Below are 24,904 nucleotides of genomic sequence, written 5' to 3'. Positions count from 1 at the left end.
TTAACCGCGTGGCGCCTGGGCGCTGGCGACTTTCACGTTGTTGCCCGCCACTTTCGGCGCCGGGTTGCTGGCCTCCAGTGCCTGGCGCTGCTGGGCGAGGGCGGCGAGGGTCTGTTCGCTGGCCATTGGGGTTTCTTCCGGGGTGACCGGCGAGCCTGGGCGCACGCGCTGCAGGCCCTTGACCACGATGCGGTCATCCTTGGCCAGGCCGCTACGCACGATGCGCAGGCCTTCCAGCTTCGGCCCCAGTTCCACGGCGCGGTAGGTGGCCTTGTTGTCCTTGTCCATGACCAGCACGAACTTCTTGCCCAGGTCGGTGCCCACGGCTTCGTCGTTGATCAGCATGGCGTCGTACTGGGCGCTGCCGACCAGCTTCAGGCGTGCGTACAGGCCCGGGGTGAACTGGCCGTCGCGGTTGTCGAACACCGCACGGCCGCGGATGGTGCCGGTGCGCGGGTTGACCTGGTTGTCGACGAAGTTCATCTGGCCCTGGTGCGGGTTGCCGGTTTCATTGGTGAGGCCCAGGTACACCGGGGTGGTCTGGCCACGCTGGCCTTCGCGCGCCAGCTGGGTGTACTTGAGGTACACGCGCTCGTCGGCGTCGAAGTAGGCGTAGACCTTGTCGGTGGACACCACGCTGGTCAGCGGGGTGACATCGGCCGTGACGATGTTGCCGGCAGTGAACTGGGCACGGCTGACGCGGCCACTGATGGGCGCGGTGACGCGGGTGAAGCTGAGGTTCAGGCGCGCCAGGTCGAGCTGTGCCTGGATCGCGTCGACCCCGGCGCGGGCTTCGGCGGCAGCGCTGCTACGCGATTCTGCAAGTTCGGCGGAGATGGCGTTGCTGTCGCGCAGGCGTTCGCCACGGCGCGCTTCGTTGGCGCTGCGAATGGCGGTGGCCTTGGCCTGTTGCAGTTGGGCTTCAAGGCGGCGGACTTCAGCCTGGAACGGGCGTGGATCGATCTGGAACAGCAGGTCGCCTTTTTTGACCTGGGCGCCTTCGGTGAAGGCAACCTGGTCGATCTGGCCGGCTACCCGCGGGCGAACTTCAACAGTTTCCGGGGCTTCAAGGCGGCCGGTGAATTCGTCCCATTCGTTGATCGGTTGCTCGATCACCTTGGCCACAGTGACCTTCGGCGCGGCGGGAGCCTGCACGGCGTCTGGGGTTCGACCGCAAGCGCTGATCACCACCACTGCCAAGGCAGCGAGGGGAAAGCGCAAGGGTTTGAGAGATTGTTCCATGGAGAACTCCGCCAATGTATTAGTAGTGGGCGGAGTGTGAGTGTGTTGCGCGTGAGGCACGAATCGAACGGGACGAAGGTTAATATCACGCTGAATGATATGTGTGGATCATTCATCGATGGCGGGCATGATGGGGCTGCTTGGCAGCCCCGGCAACCTCAGCTCAATACGTTGAACCCGTGGGTGCCATCCTGCTCCAGCTGGGCAATCAGCCCGAACTCCCAGTCCAGGTACCCCTGCATGGCCTCACGCGGGTTATCAGTGCCTTCATAAGGCCGGCGATAACGGTCGGTACGCGCCACCGCCAGGTGCTTTTCGCCACTTTCCAGCGGCTTGCCTGCCGCAATCCACTGCGCCGTGCCGCCGTCCAGTACGTACACCGGGGTTTGCGTAAGCGCCTGCAAGTCTACCGCCGCAAAGCGTGCCAGCAGGCTGCTGCCGCAGGTCAGTACATAGCGCTCGGCTACTGGCAGCTGTTCCAGCACCTGCGGCAACTGCGCGCGAATTGCCCAGTGGGCGCCCGGAATATGGCGTTTAACGTAGTTGGCACTGGTGGTGAAGTCCAGCACCACGGTGCCTGGCGTTTGCAGCCAGTCGTCCAACTGCTCGACGCCGATTGCGGTGACTGCAGGCAATGGAGCTTGGGGAGCCTGCCAATCACCGGTCTCGCTGAACTCTTGCGCCGACACGCCATCGAGCACGGCGACCTGCCAGCCCATTTGCGCCAGCCAGGAAGCGCTCATGTTGGCCCGCACGCCGTCATCATCCACCAGCACGATTCGCGCCCCCCGCACGCTGGCGACGTGGTCGGTTTCCTGCACCAGTTGCCCGCCCGGTACACTGCGGCTGGCCGGCAGGTGGCCGTGGGCATATTCCTCGGGGGTGCGCACATCGAACAGGTAGGTGGTGCGCTGGGTATCGGCCTGCCAAACGGCCAGGGCTTCGCGCTCCAGGCGCAGCACACCGGCACGGTCGGCCACATTGCGGGCGCGTTGGGCGGCGTTTGCGCGGGTGTCGTCGCTCACCTCGGCGAAGCGGCGCTCCTGGCCGTGTGCCAGCGTTTGCCCGGCCAGGGTCCAGCCGATGGTGCCGTTGCGCAGGGCAGCCACGGGGTTGGGGATGCCGGCGTTGACCAGCGACTGGGTGCCGATGATGCTGCGGGTGCGCCCTGCGCAGTTGACGATGACCTGCGTGGCGGGGCTGGGCGCCAGTTCGGCAACCCGCAGTACCAGTTCGGCACCCGGCACACTGATGCCCCCCGGGATGCTCATGGTCTGGTATTCGTCGAAGCGGCGGGCGTCGAGCACCACCACATCGGCCTTGTCGTCCAGCAGCGCCTGCACCTGTTCGGCCGCCAGCGACGGGGTATGGCGCACGCTTTCGACCAGCTCGCCAAAGGCCTTGCTCGGCACGTTCACGTCACGGAACAGCTCGCCACCGGCGGCGCGCCAGCCGGCCAGGCCGCCTTCGAGCAATGCAACATCGCTGTACCCTAACGCCACCAGGCGTTCGGCGGCCTGATTGGCCAGGCCTTCACCGTCGTCATACACCGTAATGCGGGTGTCGCGCCGTGGCACGCGGGCGAAAATCTCCAGTTCCAGCTTGGACAAGGGGATGTTGGCAGTGAACAGGGGGTGTTCCTGGGCGAACGGGTCTTCCTCGCGCACATCGATCAGCGCCAGTTCTTCATGGGCCAGCAAGGCCTGGCGAATGTCTTGGTAGGAACGGGTGGCAACGGTACTCATGGGGCAGGGTTCTCTTTGGACAGGTCCCAGATGTTGGGCAGAAGGCTGTTGGAATAGCCGGAAATGAACGGTTTTTCGCTGCCGTCGGGCGAGTACACCGCGCGGCTGACGGCACCGATGTTGGCGCCATACACGTGGATGCTGATAGAAACCCGGTCGTCGAACGCGTTGCTGACTTGATGAACATCGCCAATACGCGGCGAAACGGCCTCTACATGGCCGGGATCAAGGCGTACAGGCTCACCCGCTGGCAATAATGCGCCGTGTTCGCTACGGGCGAAGCCTTGCGAATATTCCGCGCCGCGCAGCATGCCGATCAGGCCCCAGACCCGGTGGTCGTGGATCGGTGTCTGCTGGCCTGGCCCCCAGACGAAGCTGACGATGGAAAAACGTTGGCGCGAATCGCAATGCAGCAAATATTGCTGGTAACGGGCCGGGTCTGGCTGCGCCAGTGCTTCGGGCAACCAGTCGTCATGGGCGACCAGGCTGCGCAGCAGGCTCTGGCCGTGGTCGAGGAGGGTGGCTTCGTCGTTTTCTTGGTCCACCAGTTGCGCAAGCGCGTCGATGAAGTGGCGCAGGCGCTCAAGGCGCAGGGGTTGGCTCATGGTTCAGGCTCGGCTGACGGTTTGGGTTAACCCTAGCAAACGCACTGAATATTCTCAAAAGTAAAAATACGAATAAGCTAATATGCAAATAACGCATTTACAGATTGGTGAATCTGTTTTGAAATGGGCGCATGGGCAAAGCATTAGGTTATGCCCAAAATGAATTTCACGGCGCTGCGCTTAATCGATAACTTATAAGCATTGCTCTGGTTATATTCAAAGTGAATATATCAGCCCCCATGCCCCCCACGAGACCGCACGCGCGGATCGGCCTGAAGTACCCCTACGGTACCTGGAGACGAACGTGCGATACCTCAAGCAATTGGCCGCCGGTGTGCTGGCCAGCTCCCTCAGCCTGGCCGCTGCCGCGCAAACCTTGGTGGTCGGTGACCAGAGCTTCAATGCCCGAGCGGTCATGGAAGCGGCCGGCGTGCTCGACGACTTGCCGTATACATTGGAGTGGAAGCAGTTTACGGCCGGCTCGCCGGTAGCCGAGGCGCTGAACGTGGGCAGCCTGGACATCGGCCTGCTGGGCGATGCGCCGCCGTTGTTCCTTGGTGCCCTGGGCGCCCCGATCAAGGTGATTGCGGTCAGCCGGCAGAACCTGGATGGCGTGGCGATCCTGGCGAGTAAGGACTCGAACATTCACAGCCTCGAAGACCTGCGCGGCAAACGTGCGGCGATCTGGAAGGGCTCCTGGAGCCAGCAGTTATTGTTCAGCGCACTGGACAAGGCCGCCGTGCCGCGCGATGCCCTGGAGCTGCGCTACCTCAGCGCCCTGGACGCCTCGCATGCCCTGGATGGCGGCTCCGTGGACGTGATCGCGACCTGGGAGCCCTACGTCACTCAGCAGGAGCGCCAAGGGGCACGGGTGCTGGCCACGGCTGAAGGGCTGATCCCGGCGCAGAGCTTCGTAGTGGCCAATGCCAAGGCGGTGGAGGCCAAGCGGGCGCAGATCAGTGATTTTCTGCAGCGCCTGAAAAAGGCCCGTGACTGGACCCTGAGCGACCCGGCCCATACCGAGGCTTATGCCGATGCCTGGGCCAAACGCACCCGTGCCGACCGCGACATTGCCCGCATCTGGTTTGCCCGCGCCCGTACCGATATCGCGCCGCTGAACCCGCAGGTGATCGTGGATGCGCAGAAGACCGTGGACTTCTTTGCCGGGCTGGGGCTGATCAAGAACTACCCGGCCTCGAGCCTGTTCGATACCTCGTTCGCGGCAGCGCTCGACCACTAAGCACTTCTGTAATGGCCCTATCGCCGGCAAGCCAGCTCCCACAGGTACACCGTTGGGCTTCGGCCTTAGGGGCTCCTGTGGGAGCTGGCTTGCCGGCGATAGGGCCGGTACAGGCAGAACCTTTTTGAGGAATGACCATGACTACTCGCAAAATCAAGCTCGGCGCCCTGACCATGGGCTGTGGCGGCCCTGGCCGGCATAACCTGTGGCTCGACCCGGAACTGCCCGCCGATGCCAGCGTCAACATCGACTGGTACATCGATATCGCCCGCCAGGCCGAAGCGGCGCTGTTCGACCTCATGTTCATCGTCGACAGCCAGTACATCACCCCCGGCTCGCCGTCGCACTATCTCAACCGCCTGGAACCGCTGACCCTGCTCTCGGCGCTGGCAGTGACCACGCGGCACATCGGCCTGGTCGGCACCCTGACCACCTCCTACAACGAACCTTTCAACGTCGCCCGCCGCCTGGCCTCGCTGGACCTGATCAGCAAAGGCCGCGCTGGCTGGAACGTGGTCACCAGTGGTGACGCCGGTACCGCTGGCAACTATGGCCGTGACGAGCACTACGATTACGACAGCCGGTATGCCCGTGCCCAGGAGCATGTGGCTGTGGTGCAGGGGCTGTGGCACTCCTATGAAGACGGTGCGTTCCCGCGCAACCGCGCGACCGGGCAATTCCTCGACCCAAGCCGAATGCATGCCCTGAACCACAAGGGCGAGCACTTCTCGGTCGTAGGGCCGCTGAATATCCAGCGTTCCCCCCAGGGCCAGCCGGTGATCTTCCAGGCGGGCGACTCGCAGCAAGGACGCGAGCTTGGGGCGGCCACGGCAGATGTCATCTTCACTCATGCCGCCAGCATCGAGCAGGGCCAGGCGTTCTACCGCGATGTGAAAGACCGCGCTGCGCGGCTGGGGCGCGACCCCGAGCAACTGCTGGTATTGCCTGGTGCCGAGATCTACGTGGGCGATACCGACGAACACGCCCGCGAGATCGAACGCCATTACCACCAGCAGGACCATAGCTTCGAGCTGGCCCTCAAAGAATTCGGGCGCAATTTCGGCTGGCACGACTTCAGCCAGTACGACCTTGATGCGCCGTTCCCCCAGGAAAGCCTGGAGCACGCACGCAGCAGTTTCTTCACCAACGCCAAGCGCATCGCCGACCAGGCCCGGGAGCAGGGGTTCAGCCTGCGCCAGGCGGTGGAATTCGGGCGCAAGCTGCGCCCAGGGGCCTTCGTTGGCTCGGCCGAAACGGTAGCGGCAAAAATGACCGAGTGGTTCGAGGCGCGGGCGCTGGATGGCTTCAACATTTACATCGGCCACCCCGGGCAGTTCCGCCGGTTTACCCAGCAGGTGGTGCCGCTGCTGCAAGAGCGCGGGGTGTACCGTACGGCCTACGAAGGCAGCACTCTGCGCGAGAGCCTGGGCCTGGCCATTCAGTGAATGCTTGAGGCCAGTTCGAAGATCGGCATGTACATCAGGATCACGATCAGGCCGATCAGCAGGCCGATGAACGTCATCAGCAGCGGTTCAAACAGTTTCACGAACCATTCCACCCAGCGGCCGATTTCCTGGTCATGGAAGTCGGCGCAGCGTTCCAGCATCTCGCCCAGGTTGCCGGATTGCTCGCCGGCCCGCAGCAGGCGCAGCGACACGGGTGTAACCAGGTGCCCGGCCTCCAGCGCATCGGACAATGGCAGCCCTTCGCCCACCCGTTGGCTGGCCTGGCCCAAGCCCTGGGCTGCTGCGCTGCCGAGCAGGCCGCGGGCCATGCCCATGGCGGTGAGGATGGGAATGCCGCCTTGCAGCAGGATGCCCAACGAGCGATAGAAGCGCGCCAGCTCGTACATCATCAAGCGTTGATGCAGCGCCGGCAGGCGGCGCAACTGGCAGGATGCCCAGCGCCGTACCCGCGGGTGGCGGCGTAGCAACCAAAGCGCCGTGACCCCAGCGACCGTGCCCAGGGCCAGCGGCAGTTGCTGGGCATGCAGGAACAGCCCGATCTGCATCAACACCCGTGACAGCCAGGGCAATTCGGTACCCATGCCCTCGAACACCTGGCTGAAACGCGGCACCACATAGCCGAGCAGGAACAGCACCACGCCGCCACCCACCAGCAACAGCAGCAACGGGTAGACCGAGGCCCCCACCAGCTTCTGCCGTACCAGGTCCAGGCGCTGGCGATAACTGATGTAGCGCGTCAGGGCGTCGCCCAGCGCACCGGTGCGTTCGCTGGACTGCACCAGCGCCACGTACAGCGGCGGAAATATCCGCGGTTGCTGGCCCAGGGCCTGGGACAGCGAACGGCCTTCGTACAGCTGGCGTACCAACTCGGCCAGCACCTTGCGTGTGGCAGATGCAGGGGCCTTTTCTGCCAGGCTCTCCAGTGCGTCGATCAGCGGCAGGCCGGCATTGAGCAGGGTCGACAGTTCCTGGCTGAACAGCACCAGGTCGAATGCCGCTTCGCGTCGCCAGGCCATGCCGCGCAAGGCGCCGCCGTTGCTGCGCAGGCTGAGCACGCGCAGGCCTTGGTCCTCGGCCTGGCGGCGGGCCTGGTCGGCGTCCTCGGCGTCGATCTGCAACTGCACCACGCCCTGTCTGCCCAGGGCCTTGAGGCTGTAGCGCATGGCCACTCTCCTTACTGCCAGCTGGTAATTTCGGCGTTTTCCCCGTCACCGCCGGGCTGGCCATCCTTGCCCATCGACAGCAGGTCGTATTCACCACCGTTTTCGCCAGGTTGCCGGTAGATGTAGGGGCGGCCCCATGGGTCCTGTGGCACGGCCTTCTGCAGGTACGGGCCGGTCCAGCGCGCTTCGCCACTGGGGGCGATTACCAGCGCCTGCAGGCCTTGCTCACTGTTGGGGTAGTGGCCGACTTCCAGGCGATACAAATCCAGCGCCTTGCTCAGCCCTTCTATCTGCGCCCGCGCCACCTTGGCTTCGGAGCGACCGAGCTGGCTGAAATACTTGGGCGCGACGATGCCGGCCAACAGGCCGAGCACCACCAGCACCACCAGGAGTTCGAGCAGGGTGAAGCCACGTTGCGGTTTGGTTCTGCGCTGCATGGTGAAGCCCTCCACTGCATGGGGACACGGGTTGCCAGGCACCATGCAACAGCCGTGCACGTCTGCCTCGGGGCCTTGCGCCATGCGGAACAGGAAGCGGCACAGTGCTTGCGTCGTGGTCATCGACCTCGGGTTTTCCGGGGCATTTCCCCCACTTTGGGGGCCACGACAAAGAGGCGACCATCATGCGTGGACTCATCCTCGGTTTGATCTGGCTGGCGGCAGGTGCCGCCCAGGCCGATGTGTACATCTCCATCGATGCCAAGGGCGGCTACGTACTGACCAACGTCCATCGACCCGGGCGCCACTATGAAAAAGTGATCAGCGAACAGGCGGCCCAGGCTGGCCCGGCCAATGCGCAGATGATCACTGGCCGCCCTTACGCCGAGGTGGTCGCCACGGCAGCGCGCATCCACAACGTGCCACCGGCCCTGCTGCATGCGCTGATCAAGGCCGAGTCCGGCTACAACCCGAAGGCCCGTTCGCGGGCGGGGGCAGTAGGGTTGATGCAACTGATGCCGGATACCGCCCGCGAAATGGGCGTGGAAGACCGCCTGGACCCTGAGGACAACGTGCAGGGCGGGGCACGATACCTCAAGCAGATGCTTACCCTCTTCGACAACGACATCACCCTGGCCGTGGCCGCTTATAACGCTGGGCCGGACGCCGTGATGCGGCGCGGCGCCGTGCCGCCGTTTGCCGAGACCCGGCGCTATGTGCCCACGGTGCTGCGCGAATACCGCAAGCTGCAGGGGTTGGCGAATGATTCGCCACTGTAATTGCCTGTCAGAGGTTACGCGGTCCCTGTACCCTTCGGCGGTTGCCATCAATTTAGCACTACGGCTTCCCCAGGTCTGGGCTATAACCTTCTGAAGGTGCCCAGCTGTGGAGCCCGCCATGGACATCGCCCCCCGTTCCGACGCCATCGAAGTGCCTGCCGGTAACGAGCTGACAGCCCCACGCAAGCCGTTCAACCTGTTGCACTGGTATGCCTGGGTCAGCCTCGCCATCATCCTTTCGGTGGCTGTCGGCCTGGGGCTGATTTCCAGCCGATTCATCATAGATGAGAGCGTTGAGCGCGATGCCTTGCTCACGGCACAATTCATCACCTCCATCGCCGACGCCGAAGTGCGCCATGTGTCGATCCCCAACGTGCGTACAATGGGCGAGCTGCTGGACCCGCGCACCGACCGCAGCAACCTGCCGGACGTCGACCCGGATGCCCGGCGCAAGGCCCGCGGCGAGTTTCTTGACCATATCGCCCACCTGCCAGACATGCTGCTGGCCAATATCTATGCCCCCGACCGTATGGTGATCTGGTCCACCAACCCGGCGCTGATTGGCAAGCTGATTGACAGCGACGACGACCTGGAGCGGGCTTTCGAGTACAAGATGCGAGTCTCGGCCAGCTACCACAACTTCGAAGAGGCCCGCGCCGAGCAGAAGTTTGTCACCCCGCCCGAGCAGCTGTTCATCGAAAACTACATTCCGCTGTTCGCTGCTGATGGCGAGCACGTCACGGCGATGGTCGAGATCTATAAAGAGCCCCATGACCTGATCGTGCGCATCGAGCATGGCCTGATACTCATCTGGCTGGCGATCACCGTCGGCGCCGCACTGGTCTACGTTGGCCTGTACGGCATCATGCACCGCGCTGCGCGGTTGCTGGCAGTGCAGCAAAAGCGGCTGATCAACAACGAAACCTATGTGGCCCTCGGCGAGGTGTCCTCGGCGGTGGCCCACAGCCTGCGCAACCCGCTGGCCAGTATCCGCTCCAGTGCCGAGCTGGCCCATGCGTTCGACGAAGGGCCGGCACAGCGCAATATCAACGACATCATCAGCCAAGTTGACCGCATGTCGCAGTGGATCCGCCAAATGCTGCAGTCGCTGCGCCCACTGAACGATGAGGCGGTCGCGGTGGACTTGCCGCTGGCCTTGCAGGAGAGCCTGCAGAGCTACGCCGTGCAGTTGGCGCGTGGCGGGGTGAGCCTGGACCTGCAACCGTTACCGGCGGTACAGGTATTGGGGCATCCGGCGTTACTGCGGCAGATTTTCAGCAGCCTGATCGCCAATGCGCTGGAATCGATGGAGCAGGGCGGACGGCTGCGTATCGAGGTGGTCCGCCATGACCGGCGCAGCCTGACCCTGCGCCTGTCCGACAACGGCAAGGGTATGAACGAACAGCAGCAGCGCATGGCCTTCCGGCCGTTCTTTACCACCAAACAGGGTGGGTTGGGGGTGGGGCTGGTGCTGGTGAAACGCATCATGGAACGCTTCGGCGGCACGGTCAGGCTCAGCAGCAGTGAAGGCCATGGTACGCGAGTGTCGTTGAATTTCCGCTTGGCGACGAATTGTTAAATGGTTTTAAAAACAAAGCGTAACCTATTGATTTGAATCAATTAATTGTTTTTGGGTCATTAGTACCCAAATGTGGGGTCTGATCTTTAGGTGGTTTTTAGAATGGACTCCTAAGCTACTGAAAAATAGGGATTTTAAATTTGTACTGTGCGCTGGCCGAGTTCTTGCAGCGTGATAGGCGAAGCGCGACACGCGACACATGGCAGCTTATGGCTGCCCAGGCGGGGTGCTATCAACTGGCTGCTGTTGGTTGGCCTGGATGCATTTCTGAACGGACGCCTTGTGCGGGAACCACGCGATGCAGATGCTGGAAAACGACGTTCGCGACAAGGCCGGTGCGACTGCCAGCGGTCTGGCCGTGCCATTGCGTGAGTTCAACCTGTTGCGCTGGTTTTCGGTCATCAGCCTGTTGATCATCACGGCGGTGGCGGGCGGGCTGGGTTATGTGTCCACGCGCTTTGTGGTCCGCGATAGCGTGCAGCGTGATGCGATGCTGACCGCGCAGTTCATTCAGGCCATGGCCCAGGCCGAGGTACGCCATTCGCAGTTGCCACCGGGCACCACGATGGGTGAACTGCTTGACCCGCGCCTGGACCAGCAGCACTTGCAGTTCACCCCGGCGCTGGCCGAATCGACCCGGGTCGAATTTCTCGACCATGTCGAGCACCTGCCTGATACCTTGCTGGCCAATGTCTACGCCCGCGACCGCACCATCGTCTGGTCCACCAACGTCGAGCTGATCGGCAAGCGGATAGAAGCCGATAGCGATCTGGATCGCGCCTTCCGCTCGCGCAAGGCGGTGTCGGCCAGCTACCACAAGGCCGAGGATGACCGCGAAGAGCAGAAGTTTTTGCGTCAACCGCGCTACCTTTTCATCGAGAACTACATTCCGCTGTTCGACAGCCAGGGCGAACAGGTAATGGCCATGGTGGAGATCTACAAGGAGCCGCAAGACCTGATACGACGCATCCAGCGCGGCTACGTGCTGATCTGGGCGTCGACCCTGGTAGGCGGGGCGTTGATCTACTTCGGGCTGTTCTGGATCGTGCGCCGGGCGGCGCAGATGCTGAACCTGCAACAGGACCGGCTGGTGGCCAGTGAAACCTACGTGGCACTGGGCGAGATGTCGTCTGCAGTGGCGCACAGCCTGCGCAACCCACTGGCCAATATCCGTTCCAGCGCCGAACTGGCCCAGGAAATCGCCAACCCCGCAGCGCAGAAGAACATTACCGACATCATCAGCCAGGTGGACCGCATGTCGCGCTGGGTACGCGACCTGCTGGTGTCGTTGCGCCCGCTCAGCGACGAGGCCGAGGCGGTGGACCTGGTGGCGGCCATCGAGGACACCCACCTGGCGTTCGTCCAGCAGATCGAGCGCAACGGGGTGCGCTTTCATTTCGAAGGGCCTGATGAGCAGTGGGTGGCCAGTCAGCCGCTGCAGCTCACGCAGATTCTCAACAGCTTGTTCTCCAATGCCCTGGAGGCCATGCCGGCAGGCGGCATGCTGACCGCCCAGGTCAATGTCAAGGACGGCCAGCGTGCCGAGTTCGTGCTCACCGACACCGGCAAAGGCATGAGCCAACAGCAGGAGCGGATGGTGTTCAAGCCGTTCTTCACGACCAAGCAGGGCGGCCTCGGTGTAGGCCTGGCCCTGGTCAAGCGCATCATGGAACGTTTTGGCGGCTCGGTCAGCCTGAGCAGCCGCGAAGAGGAAGGAACCCGCGTCAGCCTTACATTCAATATCGCAGCGGGAGGGGACCATGGAGCACAGCATCCTGGTAGTCGAGGATGATGAAATCCTCGCTGACAACATTCGCACCTACCTCAGCCTCAAGGGCTTCGAGGTCACCGTGTGCCACAGCGCCGAGCTTGCGCTGGAGCAGGTCAAGCGGGCGCAGCCCGACGCGGTGCTGACCGACAACTCATTGCCAGGCATGAGCGGGCACGACCTGCTGCGCAGCCTGGTGGTGCAGGTGCCGGGCCTGAAAGTGATCATGATGACCGGCTACGGTAATGTCGAAGATGCCGTGCAGGCTATGAAGGAGGGCGCCTTCCATTATCTGACCAAGCCGGTAGTGCTTGCCGAGCTCAAATTGACCCTGGACAAGGCACTGGCTGCCGAGCGCATGGAGCGCACGCTGTCGTTCTACCAGGAGCGCGAGGCGCAGAAGTCCGGGTTGCAGGCGTTGATCGGCGAATCGTCGGTGATGCTCACCCTCAAGCACACCCTGCGCCAGGTGCTGGATGCCGAGCGGCGTATGGCCAGCGACGATTTGCCACCGGTGCTGGTCGAAGGTGAGACCGGGACGGGTAAGGAGCTGGTGGCGCGCGCCCTGCATTTTGATGGTTCTCGCGCCAAAGGCCCATTCATCGAGTTCAACTGCGCCTCAATCCCTGCCAACCTGCTGGAAGCCGAACTGTTCGGCCACGAGAAGGGCGCATTCACCGATGCCAAGGAGCGACGGCTGGGCCTGGTAGAGGCCGCCGACGGCGGTACCTTGTTCCTCGACGAAATTGGCGAAATGGACCTGGTGCTGCAGGCCAAACTGCTCAAGCTGCTGGAAGATCGCAGCATCCGCCGGATTGGCGCGGTGAAAGAGCGCAAGGTCGACCTGCGGGTTATCAGCGCCACCAACTGCAACCTGGAGCAGATGGTGCAGCAGGGCAAGTTCCGCCGCGACCTGTTCTTCCGCCTGCGCATTATCGCCCTGAAGGTGCCGCGCCTGTATGCCCGAGGCCAGGACATTCTGGTACTGGCAAGGCATTTCCTCGCCCATCATGGCAGGCGTTATGGCAAGCCGAACCTGCGATTCTCTGCCGAGGCCGAGAGCCTGATGCTGGGCTACAGCTGGCCAGGCAATGTGCGCGAATTGCGCAACATGCTGGAGCAGACCGTGCTACTGGCACCGAACGAGGTGGTGCAGGCGCATCAGTTGAACCTGTGCATGACCTTGATTGACGAGCCATTGATGCAGCAGCCGGCGCCAGCGATGTTCGAAATGCCGCGGCACGAGCCGGAGCCAGGCACCAGCCTGCCGGACATGGAACGCGACCTGGTGTGCAAGACCCTGGACCGAACGGACTGGAATGTGACCAAATCGGCGCGGATGCTCGGGTTGTCGCGGGACATGTTGCGTTACAGGATCGAGAAGCTGGGGCTGACACGCCCAGACAAACGCCAGTGGTAATTCATCAATCTTTACTGCCCATGTCGGCCTTTTCGCGGGCATGCCCGCGAAGAGGCCAGTACAGGCATACACCAACCCCTGCGATTTTTTAAGGTGGACCACTGGGTAGCGTAGTCAGGGGTTGCCTGTACTGGTACCGCTGTTTCCCTGATATCCGCTACCCTCCGAGCCACTGCCATCCATCCCCGGCAGATCGCGGTTGTCATTCTGCTTGGCCGGTGGGCTTTCCGGGTCGTTACCTTGGATGCGCGTGTCAGTATCCCGCGGCATGGGCTTTTCGATCGGGTTGAGGGTGCTGTCCACGCCCGGCCGTGGCGCCGGGTTGTGTGGGTCGTCAGGGTAGGTGGGGCCAGTGCCGGCGGCCAGGGCCAGTGGCGAGGCGAGCAGGGCAATCAGCAGAATGCTTGAGCGGGGCATGGCAGGCTCCTTTGCTTCGGATAGGTCTCATGATTTCCTTTGGCCCTACCCAAAGCATCAAGGTGCCATTACCCCGATAAACGGTTACACCACCTGCGCCAACAACATGATGAAGATGATGCCAACCACCGAGAGGATGGTTTCCATCATGCTCCACGTCTTGAAGGTTTCCGCTACGGTCATGTTGAAATACTGCTTCACCAGCCAGAAGCCGGCGTCGTTCACGTGCGACAGGATCAACGAGCCAGCACCGGTGGCCAGCACCAGCAACTCACGGTTCACACCCGGTACCAGTTCGATTACCGGTGCGACAATACCTGCACCGGTAATGGTAGCGACCGTGGCAGAGCCGGTCGCGATGCGGATTACCGCTGCCACCAGCCAGGCCAGCATGATGGGCGAAATCTCTGCCTGCACGGCCATCTGCCCGATCACGTTGCCCACGCCGGTGTCCACCAGCATCTGCTTGAAGCCACCGCCAGCACCCACGATCAGCACGATGGCGGCCGTGGGGGCCAGGCTCTGGTCAAGCATCTTCATGATCTGCTGGCGGTTGAAGCCGCGGGCCGAACCAAAGGTGTAGAAGGCCAGCAGCAGGGCCGCGAGCAGGGCGGTAATGGGGTGGCCGATCAGGTCCATCCACTGGCGCACGATGTGCTCGGCCGGCAGTACCACGTCGGCGAAGGTTTTCAGCAACATCAACGCTACGGGTAGCAGCACGGTAATCAGGGTGATGCTGAAGCTTGGCAGGTTGCCCTGGTCGGACTCCTTGGCGATCTGGTCCATCAGCTCCTGGGACGGGTTGCCCGGGATGTAGCGGGAAATGAAGTTGCCGAACAGCGGCCCGGCGATGATCGCGGTGGGCAGTGCGACGATCAGGCCGTAGAAGATGGTCTTGCCGATATCAGCGTGGAAAATACCGATCGCCAGCAATGGGCCCGGGTGTGGCGGCACCAGGCCGTGCACCACCGACAGGCCGGCCAGCAGCGGGATGCCGATCTTGACCAGCGATACGCCGGAGCGCCGCGCCACGATGAACACCAGCGGAATCAGCAGCACAAAGCCGATTTCAAAGAACAGCGGAATGCCCACCAGGAAGGCGGCGAACATCATCGCCCAATGCACGTTCTTCTTGCCGAAGGCGCGGATAAGGGTTTGTGCAATCTGGTCGGCACCCCCAGAGTCGGCCATCAGTTTGCCCAGCATGGTGCCCAGGGCGAGCACGATGCCGACAAAGCCGAGCACACCGCCAAAACCATCCTGGAACGACTTCATTACCTTGGCCACCGGCATGCCGGAGGTCAGGCCAAGGAAGCCGGCCGCGAGGGTGAGGGCGACGAAGGGGTGCACTTTGAAGTGGGTGATCAGCAGGATCAGCCCAATGATGGTAACCAGCGCGTCGAGCAGCAGGAAGGTGTCAGTAGCCAGTCCGAACATGGTTTGAAGGCCTCGATCTTATCGTTGTTTTTGGCGTAGCGTTTTGAAACTTTACCCGCGATCACGGGTCGAGGTAGCGCTGTCTTTGGTGAGCCGGGAAAGCCGCCGGGATCAGGCGGTTTGCGCCAGGCCCTGCTCACCGCAACGCTTTAGCCAGCGGTCCACCGCTTCGGCAAGTGCTTCGATGGGCTGGGTGGCGTCCAGTGCCAGCGTCAGTGGCTCGCCGCGTGGTGATTCCAGGGCAGCAAACTGGCTGTCGATCAGGCTAGCCGGCATGAAGTGCCCGGGCCGGGCCAGTACGCGTTTTTCCGCCTCGGCGGGCGACAGTTCGAGGAACACGAACACCAGCCCCGGCATGGCATCGCGCAGCGTGTCGCGGTAGCGGCGCTTGAGTGCCGAGCAGGTCAGGATCGGGCGCTCCCCAGCCTGGGTGGTGGCCTGCAACTCCTGGCCAAGGCGCACCAGCCAGCCGGCGCGGTCACTGTCGTCCAGCGGGATGCCATCGCTCATCTTGCGGATGTTTTCGGCAGGGTGGAAAGCGTCGCCTTCAATCAGGCGGCCGCCGCTTCTGGCAGCGATTGCGGCGCCGATGCAGCTTTTGCCGCAACCGGCCACGCCCATCACCACGATGGCGGACAGGGGAGAATTCATCAGTACCTCCTGCGGGGTGAGATAGCGCTGTCTCGTCGCCGACGAACAGCCACCTCCCCGGTGTTATTGGTCTTGTCCTTACGCAGTATGGACGCCTGGTAGCGAGCGCGTGTGGGCTGCTGCCAAAGATTACATTGCCTGCGTCCTGAGACAGCGCTACCTTAGTGGCCGTTCCCTATCCTTGCAAGTAGTAAAATTACAACATCCATGTCCCGCATCGGCTCCCGCACTACAGGTCGTCCCACCTTGGCAGAAGTTGCCAGGCTTTCCGGGGTTTCCCCGATTACCGCCTCGCGCGCCCTGCGCGGGGTCAGCACGGTTGCGCCTGAACTGGTCGAAAAGGTCGTCGCTGCAGCGGCGAGCCTGGGCTACGTGGCCAACCCGGCGGCCCGCGCCCTGGCCTCGGCCCGCAGCCAGTCGGTGGTGGTGTTGATCCCGTCGTTGTCCAACCAATTGTTCATCGACACGTTGGAAGCCATTCACGAGGTCATGCGCCCGCGTGGCCTCGAGGTACTGATCGGCAACTATCACTACGACCTTGCCGAAGAAGAGAACCTGATCCGCAATTACCTGGCCTACCAGCCCTGCGGCATGCTGTTGACCGGTTTCGAGCGCAGCGATGCGGCGCGGCAGATGTTGGCCGCCAGCGGTGTGCCGTGTGTGCACATGATGGAACTCAATGGCGAGCCAGGGGCATTGTCGGTCGGTTTTTCGCAGCAGCAGGCCGGGCGCGCTGCGGCCAGGCATTTGATCGAGCGTGGGCGCAAACGCCTGGCGTTCATTGCCGCGCAGCTCGATCCACGGGTAATGCAGCGGGCCGAAGGTTTCCGCCAGGCGTTGGCCGAGGCCGGTTTGCAGGCGGCCGAGCTGGAGGTACTGGCGCCGGAGCCTTCGTCGATTGCCTTGGGCAGTGTGCTGTTCAGCCAGTTGCTGCAACAGTCGCCGGATGTCGACGGTATCTTCTTCTGCAACGATGACCTGGCCCAAGGGGCGGTGCTGCAGGCACTGCGCCAAGGGGTGGAAGTGCCACGTCAGGTGGCCATGGTGGGGTTCAACGACTTGCCCGCTTCGGCACACATGGTGCCGCGCCTGACCTCGATTCGCACGCCCCGGGCCGCAGTCGGGCGTGGCGCGGCGCAGGCGCTGCTGGCGTTGCTCGATGGCAAGCGGGTGGCGGATACGCAACAGGATCTGGGCTTTGAGCTGATGGTGCGCGAGAGTTCCTGAGTACGCCTTGAGTAGAGTGTTGGGTTTGACATCGAGCGCCGCGCGGGCGGCGCTCGATCTATCAGGCGACACAAAAACCACGACTTGCCAACGGCGATCTATGCTCAGGACACCGCGCATAAAGGAGCCCGGCGTCATGTTCGATTTCCATCGCAAATCCGATTTGGTTGAGATCCAGCGCACTCACCAGGCCTTGAGCGGCACGCAAGCCAAATTGGCGGCGATCAGCCGTTCGATGGCGATGATCGAGTTCGCCCCTGATGGCACCATCCTCGATGCCAACGAGCGTTTTTGCCAGGCCATGGGCTACAGCGCAGACGAGCTGCGGGGCAAACACCATCGGTTATTCTGCGAACCGGGCTATGCGCAAACTGCCGAGTACCAGCAGCTGTGGCGTGAACTGGGCCAGGGCAAGGCGATCAGCGGTACGTTCGAACGCCTCGACAAGGCCGGCCGCGAGGTTTGGCTGGAGGCCAGCTACATGCCGGTGCTGGACGAACAGCGCCAGGTAACCAGCGTGATCAAGGTGGCAGCCGACATCAGTCAACGGGTAGTGCAGGAGCACGAGAGCGAGAGCCTGCTCAAGGCCATCGGTCGCTCCATGGCAGTGATCGAGTTCACCCCGCAAGGCCGTGTGATCAAGGCCAACCAGAACTTCCTCGACACCATGGGCTATCGCCTGGACGAGGTAGTTGGCCGCCATCACGGGTTGTTTTGCCTGCCGCAGGAGCGCGAATCGGCCGAGTACCGTGAGTTCTGGGCATCGCTCAACCGCGGCGAGTACCATTCGCACCGCTTCGAACGCATCAACAAGCAGGGCCAGATGGTCTATCTGGAGGCCTCCTACAACCCGATATTCGACAGCAAGGGCCGCTTGTACAAAGTGGTGAAGTTCGCCAGTGACATCACCCGTCAGGTCAGTACCCAGCAAACCGCCGCCGACGCCGCCCATGCCAGTTCCATGCAGACCGATGCCTGTGCGCGCAAGGGCACCGAGGTGGTGCAGCAGACGGTGCAGGTGATCGAGCAGATTTCCCATGAACTGAACGAGGCTGCACGCAGCATCGATGCCGTGAGCAAGCAGTCAGATGTGATCGGCCAGATCGTGCTGACCATACGGGGCATTGCCGACCAGACCAACCTGCTGGCCCTGAACGCGGCCATCGAGGCGGCCCGCGCCGGGGATCACGGGCGCGGTTTTGCCGTGGTGGCCGACGAAGTGCGCAACCTGGCGGCGCGGACCAGCAAGGCCACCCTGGAAATCGTCGATGTCGTACGGCAGAACCACGACCTGTCACTGCTGGCCGTGGCCAGCATGCAGTCGAGTTTGACCCGCACCGGTCATGGGGTTGCACTGGCCAATGAGGCCGGTACGGTGATCATGGAAATCCAGCAGGGTTCGCGGCACGTGGTGGATGCCATCAGCCAGATCAGCTCGACGCTTCAACTGCATTGAGTGCGTCGCTCAGCTCGTTCAGCAAGGCTTGCAGGCTGATTTGCAGTTGTTCACGTTGATCAACCGTTGGCAGGCCACGCGCATGAGCGTTCTCGATGGCTTCGCAATCCTTGACCACGCCGCGCACTCTTATCATCTTCGCGCCGCCCTTGATGCGGTGAGCCAGGGTGCGGACGGCCTCATCGGAGGCCTCGGGTGCCAACGCGCGCAAAGAGGCGAGGTCTTCGCCGACACTTATTGAAAGCTGTTCCAGCAGATGCCGCGTCAGTTGCCTGTCGTCCTGAGTCAGGTGGCGCAGTTCAGCCAAGCTGAAGCCGCTACTGCGCAGCGTCGGCTCTTGGGCGCTGCGGGCTTGGGGCAGGTGAGCCTTGAGTGTGCGCAGGCCGATCGGTTTGAACAGGCATTCGTTCATGCCGCTGGCCAGGCATCGGTCACGTTCTTCGGCCTGGGCATTGGCAGTCACGCCGAGGATCTGGCACGCCGGCAGGCCGCGTTCGGCTTCAAGGCTGCGAATGCGGCGGGTGAGTTCGTGGCCGTCCATCACCGGCATGCTGCAGTCGGTGATCACCAGGTCGAAATGCCCTGCCTGCCAGCGCTCCAGCGCGACCTGGCCATTTTCTGCCAGGGTCACGTGATGGCCCAGGGTGTGCAGTTGTCGCTCCAGCAACAGCAGGTTGGCAGGGTAGTCGTCGATTACCAGGATATTCAGCGGGCCACTGCTGCTTTCGGCTGCCGGGGTGTGCTGCTCAACAGGTTGCGGGGCCGGGCAGGCTGGCAATTGCAGGCTGACTTGCACCTTGGTGCCGACACCTTCGACGCTTTGCAGGCTCAAGTTGCCGCCCATGAGTTCGGCAAAGGTGCGGCTGATCACCAGCCCCAAGCCCGCCCCTTGGCGTGCCCGCGGTCCATCAGCCTGCACGAAGGTGTTGAACAGCCGGGCCTGATCAACGGGGCTGATGCCGATGCCGGTGTCACGCACAGACAGGTCGATAGACTGGCTACTGCCCCCCCCAGTTGGAGGTATCAGCAAACTGGCCTGTACCTCGCCGCGGTCGGTGAACTTGATGGCGTTGCTGATCAGGTTGGACAGGATCTGCTTGAGCCGCAGCGGGTCTGCCAGCACCCAGACCGGCTCGGCAGGCAGTGCTGCGTGCAGATGCAAGCCTTTGGCCCGAGCGTTGCCTTCGAACACCCGTACTGTAGCGCGTACCAGCTCGACCAGGTTTGTGGGTACTGGTTGCAGGGTAATGTGCCCAGATTCGATACGGGAAATGTCGAGAATATCGCCAATCAGCTCAAGCAGGCCGATGGCCGAGTCATGGGCAGTCTGAAGGGTCTGGGCGTCGCAACGCCCCTTGCGGCTGTCTTCCAGGGCCAGCTCCAGCAGGCCGATCACGGCATTCATCGGGGTACGGATTTCATGGCTCATGGTGGCCAGGAAGGTGCTTTTGGTCTGGCTGGCCTGTTCGGCGTCGTCCTTGGTCTGGCGCAGCTGTTCGAGCAGGCCGCGGCTCAAGGCCAGCTGCGCCTGCAGCGCGTGCTGGGCCTCGGTGCGCTGGTTGATCAGCTTGCGCAGGTAGCTGTTCCAGAACACCACGCCCGCCAGCAGCAGGGCCGACAAAACCAGTACCTGCAAGGCCAGGGTGCGGTAATCGCGCCAAGGGCTGTCGCTGACCAAGGTGCTGGTGCGCCAGCGGTTGGCCAGCTGGTCGAGCTCTTCGGGTGGAATGCTCAGCAGTGCCTTGTCGAGGATGGCCTGTAGCTGCGGCTGGTCCGCGGCCACGGCGAAAGCGGCAATGGCCGGGTCGTCGTCCAGCACGCTGGCGATGCGCAAGCGGTCCTTGAAAACATGGCTGATGTAGTAGGCGGCATTGATATGGCTGCTAAGGGCAACGTCGGCGGCCCCACCGGCCACGGCCTCCATGAGACCGAGCGGGTTGTCCACTTCCACCAGCCGGGCCTGCGGGTAGCGTTGTTGCAGCAGCGCCCGCTGCGGCGAGCCGCGTACCACGGCGATGCGCTGGCCATCCAGCGCCTTGGCCTGTGCCGGGAAAGTACTGTCGCTACGGGCAACCAGAACGCGTGGGCTGACCAGGTAGGGGCGGGTATAGCGCAGTTGTTTCGCGCGATCCGCGCCATAGCCCAAGGCGCCAATCATTTGTGCATCGCCACGGGCCAGGCGCTCGACCATCGCCTGCGCCGAGTCGCTTTCGACCGCGCTGAAGTGCAGCCCTGTGCGCAGCGAAATCTGTTTCAGCAGGTCCAGGGTGATGCCGGTTGGGCGGTGTTCGGCGTCGTTGAACGTCAGTGGCGCCAACGAGGTGTTGACCAAGACATTGATGTTGGGGTGTGCCGCGATCCAGGCTTCCTCTTCCTTGCTCAAGGCGGTGAGGTGACGCTGCAGCAGCAGGCTGGTGTGGCCACTGTTCCAGCGGCGCAGGATATTCAGCCGCTCGCTGTCGGTGATGCGCGCTAGCGCCATGTCGACCAACCGACGCAAGCGAGGGTTGTCGCTGGCCAGGGCAAAGGCAAATGCCCCTGCAGGGACCTGGCAGAAGTGGTCGATTCTCAGCGTGCCCTGGTAACTCTTGCCAATCGTGAAATCGGTACTGATGGCATCGCCCAGGTAGGCATCGGCCTCGCCCAGATCGACAGCGGCCAGCCCGGCCAGGGTCGAGCGGTACAGGCTTAACTGCGCCTTGGGGTACAGATTGCGTACGGTGCTGGCCGGCAGGTAGTGATCGACCATCGCCAGGCGCAGGCCGGCGAGGTCGGGTGTGTTCTTCAGGCTGGTTCCTTCGCGGGTGACGATGACGGGCATGTCGTCGGCATACGGGGTGCTCAGGTCAAGCTGGGCGTCTGCCGCCTCGAAGGCGTTGGAGCTGCCCAGCAGGTCGATACTGCCCTCACGCAACGCAGCGATGGCCTCGTGGCGGTTGTCGAACCGCCGTACTTCGACGTTTATGCCCAGCTGCTCGGCGATGATGCCGGCGTAGTCTGCGCTAATGCCTTCGTAGTCCTGCTGGCTGGCGTTGAGTTCGAAGGGCGGATAGTCGGGGCGCGAACTGCCCAGCACCAGGTATTGGCGTTGCTTCAGCCAATCCCGGTCTTCCCTGGACAGTTGCAACGGGGCTGCGGCGCTTACCGAGCGCGCCAGCAGTTGGCGAGGTTCGCTGTCGGCCAGCAGCGCGGCGGGGCCGGACAGGCCGATGGCCAGGAGCATGCACGCCAGCAGGCGCTTCATGGCGGCCGAGCGCTCAGTAAACGCTGTTGCGTTTGGCCAGGTCGACCATTTCAACCAGCGATTCGGTCTTGAGCTTTTCCATGATACGGCCCCGGTAGGTGCTGATGGTCTTGGCACTCAGGTTCATGCAGGTGCCGATATTTTTGTTGTTTTCGCCGCGCGCCAGGCGCCGCAGCACTTCCATTTCACGGTTCGACAGGCTGGCCAGGCGTACCGGTTCGCTCTCCAGCGAGTTGCTGTTGACCGACATTTGCGGGAAGGTCGAATAGCCCTTGACCAGGGCCTTGAGGGCAAACAGCAGAGCATCGTGGTCTTCTTCCTTGGTGACGAAAGCGCCGATGCCGGCATCCAGACAGCGCCGCACGTACAGGTCGGTGGCCTGGCCGGTCAGCACCATGATCTTGGGCACTGCCTCCAGGCACTGCAGGCGTTTGATCACTTCCATGCCGTCCAGGCCGGGCAGGCCGATGTCGAGCACTACCACGTCCGGGCGCAGGTCGCGGGCTACCTGTGCCACTTCGCTGCCGTTACCCACCTCGCCAACGACATGAAAACGTTCACCCTCCAGTAGTAGGCGCAAAGACAGTCGGACAATGGGGTGGTCGTCGACGATCAGCACGGTTGTCATGTGGAAAACTCCTGTCAAGATGTGGTCCGCTTCCTGGAACACTCAGGAATACGTCTGCAAGTGGGTTAATCGGAAGCGCTGCAAGATACGACCAATCCCGAGGTTTGGTAATGCCGAGTATAGAAGTGTTGATAATCCGCGCGCTTGTTGTTGAAAAATCCTACAAGCAATGGGAAAGGCATCACCCTATCAAAGCGGCAATGCCGGGTTTGAGGTGTGGAGTCAGGCGCAAGCAGCGTGTGCTTTGTTCACGCGTTGGGTGGCAGCGGGGTTATTGACCAGCGCCTGGCCGACCCGCGTCGGGCGGGCCACCAGCTGGCCGGCACAGTTGGGGCATCGGCCCTTGAAGCGGGTATCGGCGCAGGCGCGGCAGAAGGTGCATTCGAAGGAGCAGATCAGCACATCGGGGCTGTCGCCCGGCAGGTCGGTATCGCAGCACTCGCAGTTGGGGCGTAATTCCAGCATGGGTGTGACTCCTGTTCGCAGGCGGGAACCCGGAGTCTGCTACGCCCGTGGCAATGCTGGCAATGCTCAGTCGCCAGGGCGGTACAGGTGCGCGTGCCCGGCACGGTACAAGGCCGACTCGGCGAATGGAGTGTCCCCGAGCACATGGCCTACAAGGATCAGCGCCGTGCGGCGAAAATCCTTGGCTGCGACGCGCTCGACGATATCGCCAAGGGTGCCGCGCACCCAGTCCTGGTCTGGCCATGTGGCACGATGGACCACCGCCACCGGGCAGTGCGCGCCATAGTGCGGTAGCAGTTCTTCGACGATCCGCGACAGGTGCTTGACCCCCAGGTGAATCGCCAGGGTGCTGCCATGGCGCGCCAGGTCGCCCAGTTGTTCGCCGGGTGGCATTGGCGAACTGTCGCCATAGCGGGTGAGAATCACCGTCTGCGCGACCTGTGGCAGGGTCAGCTCGCAGCCAAGCAGAGCGGCGCTGGCCGCCGTGGCCGTGACCCCGGGTATGATCTGGTAATCGATGCCCAGTGCCTGCAGGTGGCGAATCTGCTCACCGATGGCACCGTACAGGCCGGGGTCGCCGCTGTGCACCCGGGCCACGTCCTTGCCTTGTTCGTGCGCGCTGCGCATGGCGGCGATGATCTGCTCCAGGTGCAACTCGGCACTGTTGATCACGGTCTCGGCCTGGTGGCCTTCGAGCACGGCAGCAGGTACCAGTGAGCCGGCATAGATGATCACCGGGCACTCGCGAATCAGCCGTTGGCCCTTGACCGTGATCAGTTCCGGGTCGCCGGGGCCGGCACCGATGAAGTACACCGTCATGGAAAGTCCTTGCAGGAAAAAGAAGCGAAATGTTCAGTAGGCCAGGGCGAGGGTCGCCGGGCCCAGTACCTGGCGGGTCAGCAGCAACCGGGCTGTGCTCCCGGGCTGCTCGCTGGCGAGGGCCAGCGCCGCGCTTTCGGCCACGCCCCAGCAGCCGCTGTGGGCATGGGCTGTGGCAGAGCGGTGGCTGAGCAGCGGCTCAAAGGCTTGCAGTTGTGCGCTATGGTACAGCACCAAGGGCAAGCCAAGGCGTGCGGCCAGTTGCTGCAAGCCGGCTTCGTCGGCCTTGAGGCTGATGCTGGCAATGCCGCGCAGGTCGGCAAGCGCCAGGCCCTGGCTAGCCAGGGCGTGGTGCAGCAGGGTTTGCAGGGTGTCCGCCGGGCAGCCCCGGCGGCAGCCGAAGCCGGCGTAGAACGCTGGCATCAGGCCTGGCTGGAGCGGCGGAACAGCCACGCACTGAGCAAGCCCAGGGCCACCCAGAAGGCAACGTTGGTCAGCCAGGAAGCCATCTTGAACTGGGTCTCCAGTGCTTCGGGAGCCAGGCTATCATGTACTTCGGGCTGTGGAGCGCCGATCACATGGGGGATTATCAGCAGCACGGCGCCCAGCGCCTTCAGCAGCCAGTGGCGGGCGAACACCAGCAAGGCCAGGCCAACGGCGGTGGCGCTGGCTGTGCCAATCCACCAGGCCTGGCGTTGCCCCAGGTCGGCGGCGGCAGTGCCGGGCAGCTCCGGTGGCAGCCCCAACGTCGGGGCCAGGCAGAACACGGCAAAACCGGCCAGGCCCCACAGCGCACCGGTGCCGAGACGCTGCGGTTCGCGCAGGCTGTACAGGGCGGCGAGAATCAGGGCGAAGCCGACCGCAACCACCAGGTTGCCCCCGGTGGTGGACAGCACCCGCTGCCAACCGTCTTCCGGCGACCAGGCTTCGGCGCTGTGCTCATGGGCGGCCACTTCGCCACCATGTTCGTGCTGTGCGGCCGGGGCCGAGGATTCGTAGGTTTCCGCCTCAAGAATCAGCGGGGCGACCCAGAAGCTTTGCAGCAGGGTCAGCAGCAGGGCCGCAAGCAGCCCGCTGAAGCCCGCGGTACGGGCAATGCGCGTGATCATCAGGCGT

General features: G+C 63.2%; 22 protein-coding genes and 1 pseudogene. 9 read left to right on the top strand and 14 right to left on the bottom strand.

From position 1 onward, the window contains the following. The 3 genes from mexE to ACN6NG_RS15450 form a co-directional block, all read right to left on the bottom strand. Nucleotides 1–1,242, bottom strand: a complete 1,242-nt coding sequence (gene mexE, locus ACN6NG_RS15460) for a multidrug efflux RND transporter periplasmic adaptor subunit MexE (protein ID WP_049274506.1) — start codon at nt 1,240–1,242, stop codon at nt 1–3. A 158-nt stretch (nt 1,243–1,400) separates the two neighbouring features. After that, a complete protein-coding gene (locus tag ACN6NG_RS15455; RefSeq protein WP_474314914.1) occupies nt 1,401–2,987 on the bottom strand; it encodes a rhodanese-related sulfurtransferase in 1,587 nt (528 codons plus the stop codon). Further along, the gene (locus tag ACN6NG_RS15450) at nt 2,984–3,592 is read right to left on the bottom strand and encodes a cysteine dioxygenase family protein (protein ID WP_063423486.1); all 609 of its coding nucleotides are present in this window, start codon (nt 3,590–3,592) and stop codon (nt 2,984–2,986) included. The genes ACN6NG_RS15455 and ACN6NG_RS15450 overlap by 4 nt, the downstream gene beginning before the upstream one ends. 304 nt (nt 3,593–3,896) lie before the next feature. Between ACN6NG_RS15450 and ACN6NG_RS15445 the strand changes: the two genes are divergently transcribed. Both ACN6NG_RS15445 and ACN6NG_RS15440 read left to right on the top strand, forming a co-directional pair. Next, nucleotides 3,897–4,832, top strand: a complete 936-nt coding sequence (locus tag ACN6NG_RS15445) for an ABC transporter substrate-binding protein (RefSeq protein WP_063423484.1) — start codon at nt 3,897–3,899, stop codon at nt 4,830–4,832. A 137-nt stretch (nt 4,833–4,969) separates the two neighbouring features. Next, on the top strand, nt 4,970–6,277 hold the full coding sequence (locus ACN6NG_RS15440) for an LLM class flavin-dependent oxidoreductase (protein WP_474314910.1): 1,308 nt from the start codon (nt 4,970–4,972) through the stop codon (nt 6,275–6,277). Here the strand turns inward: ACN6NG_RS15440 and ACN6NG_RS15435 are convergent. Further along, on the bottom strand, nt 6,271–7,461 hold the full coding sequence (locus ACN6NG_RS15435; protein ID WP_063423479.1) for a type II secretion system F family protein: 1,191 nt from the start codon (nt 7,459–7,461) through the stop codon (nt 6,271–6,273). The two genes, ACN6NG_RS15440 and ACN6NG_RS15435, sit on opposite strands and share 7 nt — an antisense overlap. 11 nt (nt 7,462–7,472) lie before the next feature. Further along, on the bottom strand, nt 7,473–7,898 hold the full coding sequence (gene gspG / locus ACN6NG_RS15430; protein ID WP_063423602.1) for a type II secretion system major pseudopilin GspG: 426 nt from the start codon (nt 7,896–7,898) through the stop codon (nt 7,473–7,475). Nucleotides 7,899–8,083: 185 nt separating this feature from the next. On the opposite strand from gspG, the gene ACN6NG_RS15425 reads away from it, so the two are divergent. The 4 genes from ACN6NG_RS15425 to ACN6NG_RS15410 all read left to right on the top strand — a co-directional run bounded on the left by ACN6NG_RS15425 (nt 8,084) and on the right by ACN6NG_RS15410 (nt 13,444). After that, nucleotides 8,084–8,677, top strand: coding sequence for a lytic transglycosylase domain-containing protein (locus ACN6NG_RS15425; RefSeq protein WP_061203881.1), 594 nt, complete (start codon nt 8,084–8,086; stop codon nt 8,675–8,677). Nucleotides 8,678–8,795: 118 nt separating this feature from the next. Then, nucleotides 8,796–10,256, top strand: coding sequence for a sensor histidine kinase (locus ACN6NG_RS15420; RefSeq protein ID WP_063423478.1), 1,461 nt, complete (start codon nt 8,796–8,798; stop codon nt 10,254–10,256). A 298-nt stretch (nt 10,257–10,554) separates the two neighbouring features. Then, nucleotides 10,555–12,048 carry a sensor histidine kinase gene (locus ACN6NG_RS15415; protein ID WP_063423476.1) on the top strand — a complete coding sequence of 498 codons (1,494 nt, stop codon included), beginning with the start codon at nt 10,555–10,557 and terminating at the stop codon, nt 12,046–12,048. After that, a complete protein-coding gene (locus ACN6NG_RS15410) occupies nt 12,017–13,444 on the top strand; it encodes a sigma-54-dependent transcriptional regulator (RefSeq protein WP_474314904.1) in 1,428 nt (475 codons plus the stop codon). The genes ACN6NG_RS15415 and ACN6NG_RS15410 overlap by 32 nt, the downstream gene beginning before the upstream one ends. A 114-nt stretch (nt 13,445–13,558) precedes the next feature. On the opposite strand, the gene ACN6NG_RS15405 is transcribed toward ACN6NG_RS15410, so the two are convergent. The 3 genes from ACN6NG_RS15405 to ACN6NG_RS15395 form a co-directional block, all read right to left on the bottom strand. Next, entirely contained in the window at nt 13,559–13,861 is a 303-nt protein-coding gene (locus ACN6NG_RS15405) for a hypothetical protein (protein WP_063423474.1), read from the bottom strand. 84 nt (nt 13,862–13,945) lie between these two features. Next, a complete protein-coding gene (locus tag ACN6NG_RS15400) occupies nt 13,946–15,298 on the bottom strand; it encodes a GntP family permease (protein ID WP_063423472.1) in 1,353 nt (450 codons plus the stop codon). A gap of 111 nt (nt 15,299–15,409) precedes the next feature. Further along, nucleotides 15,410–15,949 carry a gluconokinase gene (locus tag ACN6NG_RS15395; protein ID WP_016499891.1) on the bottom strand — a complete coding sequence of 180 codons (540 nt, stop codon included), beginning with the start codon at nt 15,947–15,949 and terminating at the stop codon, nt 15,410–15,412. A gap of 207 nt (nt 15,950–16,156) precedes the next feature. On the opposite strand from ACN6NG_RS15395, the gene gntR reads away from it, so the two are divergent. From gntR to ACN6NG_RS15380, 3 genes and pseudogenes are all read left to right on the top strand, one after another. Beyond that, nucleotides 16,157–17,176, top strand: coding sequence for an HTH-type transcriptional regulator GntR (gntR, locus tag ACN6NG_RS15390; RefSeq protein ID WP_197897794.1), 1,020 nt, complete (start codon nt 16,157–16,159; stop codon nt 17,174–17,176). Between the two features lie 100 nt (nt 17,177–17,276). Beyond that, a pseudogene (locus ACN6NG_RS15385) lies at nt 17,277–18,095 on the top strand (PAS domain-containing protein); the annotation flags it as partial. A gap of 42 nt (nt 18,096–18,137) precedes the next feature. Then, on the top strand, nt 18,138–18,632 hold the full coding sequence (locus ACN6NG_RS15380) for a methyl-accepting chemotaxis protein (protein ID WP_232107066.1): 495 nt from the start codon (nt 18,138–18,140) through the stop codon (nt 18,630–18,632). On the opposite strand, the gene ACN6NG_RS15375 is transcribed toward ACN6NG_RS15380, so the two are convergent. The 6 genes from ACN6NG_RS15375 to ACN6NG_RS15350 all read right to left on the bottom strand — a co-directional run bounded on the left by ACN6NG_RS15375 (nt 18,607) and on the right by ACN6NG_RS15350 (nt 24,897). Further along, a complete protein-coding gene (locus ACN6NG_RS15375; RefSeq protein WP_474314900.1) occupies nt 18,607–21,876 on the bottom strand; it encodes a transporter substrate-binding domain-containing protein in 3,270 nt (1,089 codons plus the stop codon). The genes ACN6NG_RS15380 and ACN6NG_RS15375 overlap by 26 nt on opposite strands. 13 nt (nt 21,877–21,889) lie before the next feature. Continuing rightward, a complete protein-coding gene (locus ACN6NG_RS15370) occupies nt 21,890–22,504 on the bottom strand; it encodes a response regulator transcription factor (protein ID WP_063423466.1) in 615 nt (204 codons plus the stop codon). A gap of 222 nt (nt 22,505–22,726) precedes the next feature. Next, nucleotides 22,727–22,969, bottom strand: a complete 243-nt coding sequence (locus ACN6NG_RS15365; protein ID WP_063423465.1) for a DUF1272 domain-containing protein — start codon at nt 22,967–22,969, stop codon at nt 22,727–22,729. A gap of 66 nt (nt 22,970–23,035) precedes the next feature. After that, nucleotides 23,036–23,788 (bottom strand): precorrin-4 C(11)-methyltransferase, encoded by a 753-nt coding sequence (gene cobM / locus ACN6NG_RS15360; protein ID WP_474314895.1) that lies wholly within the window; start codon nt 23,786–23,788, stop codon nt 23,036–23,038. A 33-nt stretch (nt 23,789–23,821) separates the two neighbouring features. Next, nucleotides 23,822–24,211: a cobalamin biosynthesis protein gene (locus ACN6NG_RS15355; protein ID WP_474314892.1), complete on the bottom strand. Its 390-nt coding sequence runs from the start codon at nt 24,209–24,211 to the stop codon at nt 23,822–23,824. Beyond that, nucleotides 24,211–24,897, bottom strand: coding sequence for a CbtA family protein (locus tag ACN6NG_RS15350; protein WP_474314889.1), 687 nt, complete (start codon nt 24,895–24,897; stop codon nt 24,211–24,213). The genes ACN6NG_RS15355 and ACN6NG_RS15350 overlap by 1 nt, the downstream gene beginning before the upstream one ends. Nucleotides 24,898–24,904: the final 7 nt, after the last annotated feature.

It is taken from the genome of Pseudomonas sp. TSO6 (genome assembly GCF_056098905.1).
This window is presented reverse-complemented; position numbering and strand designations above follow the sequence as displayed.

Excerpts from the sequence above, each read along its gene's own strand:
- ACN6NG_RS15440 (WP_474314910.1), top strand. The coding sequence starts at position 4,970 with ATGACTACTCGCAAAATCAAGCTCGGCGCCCTGACCATGGGCTGTGGC.
- ACN6NG_RS15425 (WP_061203881.1), top strand. The coding sequence starts at position 8,084 with ATGCGTGGACTCATCCTCGGTTTGATCTGGCTGGCGGCAGGTGCCGCC.
- ACN6NG_RS15410 (WP_474314904.1), top strand. The coding sequence starts at position 12,017 with ATGGAGCACAGCATCCTGGTAGTCGAGGATGATGAAATCCTCGCTGAC.
- ACN6NG_RS15350 (WP_474314889.1), bottom strand. The coding sequence starts at position 24,897 with ATGATCACGCGCATTGCCCGTACCGCGGGCTTCAGCGGGCTGCTTGCG.
- ACN6NG_RS15365 (WP_063423465.1), bottom strand. The coding sequence starts at position 22,969 with ATGCTGGAATTACGCCCCAACTGCGAGTGCTGCGATACCGACCTGCCG.
- ACN6NG_RS15395 (WP_016499891.1), bottom strand. The coding sequence starts at position 15,949 with ATGAATTCTCCCCTGTCCGCCATCGTGGTGATGGGCGTGGCCGGTTGC.
- ACN6NG_RS15450 (WP_063423486.1), bottom strand. The coding sequence starts at position 3,592 with ATGAGCCAACCCCTGCGCCTTGAGCGCCTGCGCCACTTCATCGACGCG.
- ACN6NG_RS15375 (WP_474314900.1), bottom strand. The coding sequence starts at position 21,876 with ATGAAGCGCCTGCTGGCGTGCATGCTCCTGGCCATCGGCCTGTCCGGC.
- gntR (WP_197897794.1), top strand. The coding sequence starts at position 16,157 with ATGTCCCGCATCGGCTCCCGCACTACAGGTCGTCCCACCTTGGCAGAA.
- gspG (WP_063423602.1), bottom strand. The coding sequence starts at position 7,898 with ATGCAGCGCAGAACCAAACCGCAACGTGGCTTCACCCTGCTCGAACTC.
- ACN6NG_RS15435 (WP_063423479.1), bottom strand. The coding sequence starts at position 7,461 with ATGCGCTACAGCCTCAAGGCCCTGGGCAGACAGGGCGTGGTGCAGTTG.
- ACN6NG_RS15420 (WP_063423478.1), top strand. The coding sequence starts at position 8,796 with ATGGACATCGCCCCCCGTTCCGACGCCATCGAAGTGCCTGCCGGTAAC.
- ACN6NG_RS15370 (WP_063423466.1), bottom strand. The coding sequence starts at position 22,504 with ATGACAACCGTGCTGATCGTCGACGACCACCCCATTGTCCGACTGTCT.
- mexE (WP_049274506.1), bottom strand. The coding sequence starts at position 1,242 with ATGGAACAATCTCTCAAACCCTTGCGCTTTCCCCTCGCTGCCTTGGCA.
- ACN6NG_RS15355 (WP_474314892.1), bottom strand. The coding sequence starts at position 24,211 with ATGCCAGCGTTCTACGCCGGCTTCGGCTGCCGCCGGGGCTGCCCGGCG.
- ACN6NG_RS15400 (WP_063423472.1), bottom strand. The coding sequence starts at position 15,298 with ATGTTCGGACTGGCTACTGACACCTTCCTGCTGCTCGACGCGCTGGTT.
- ACN6NG_RS15415 (WP_063423476.1), top strand. The coding sequence starts at position 10,555 with ATGCAGATGCTGGAAAACGACGTTCGCGACAAGGCCGGTGCGACTGCC.
- ACN6NG_RS15405 (WP_063423474.1), bottom strand. The coding sequence starts at position 13,861 with ATGCCCCGCTCAAGCATTCTGCTGATTGCCCTGCTCGCCTCGCCACTG.
- ACN6NG_RS15380 (WP_232107066.1), top strand. The coding sequence starts at position 18,138 with ATGCAGACCGATGCCTGTGCGCGCAAGGGCACCGAGGTGGTGCAGCAG.
- ACN6NG_RS15455 (WP_474314914.1), bottom strand. The coding sequence starts at position 2,987 with ATGAGTACCGTTGCCACCCGTTCCTACCAAGACATTCGCCAGGCCTTG.
- cobM (WP_474314895.1), bottom strand. The coding sequence starts at position 23,788 with ATGACGGTGTACTTCATCGGTGCCGGCCCCGGCGACCCGGAACTGATC.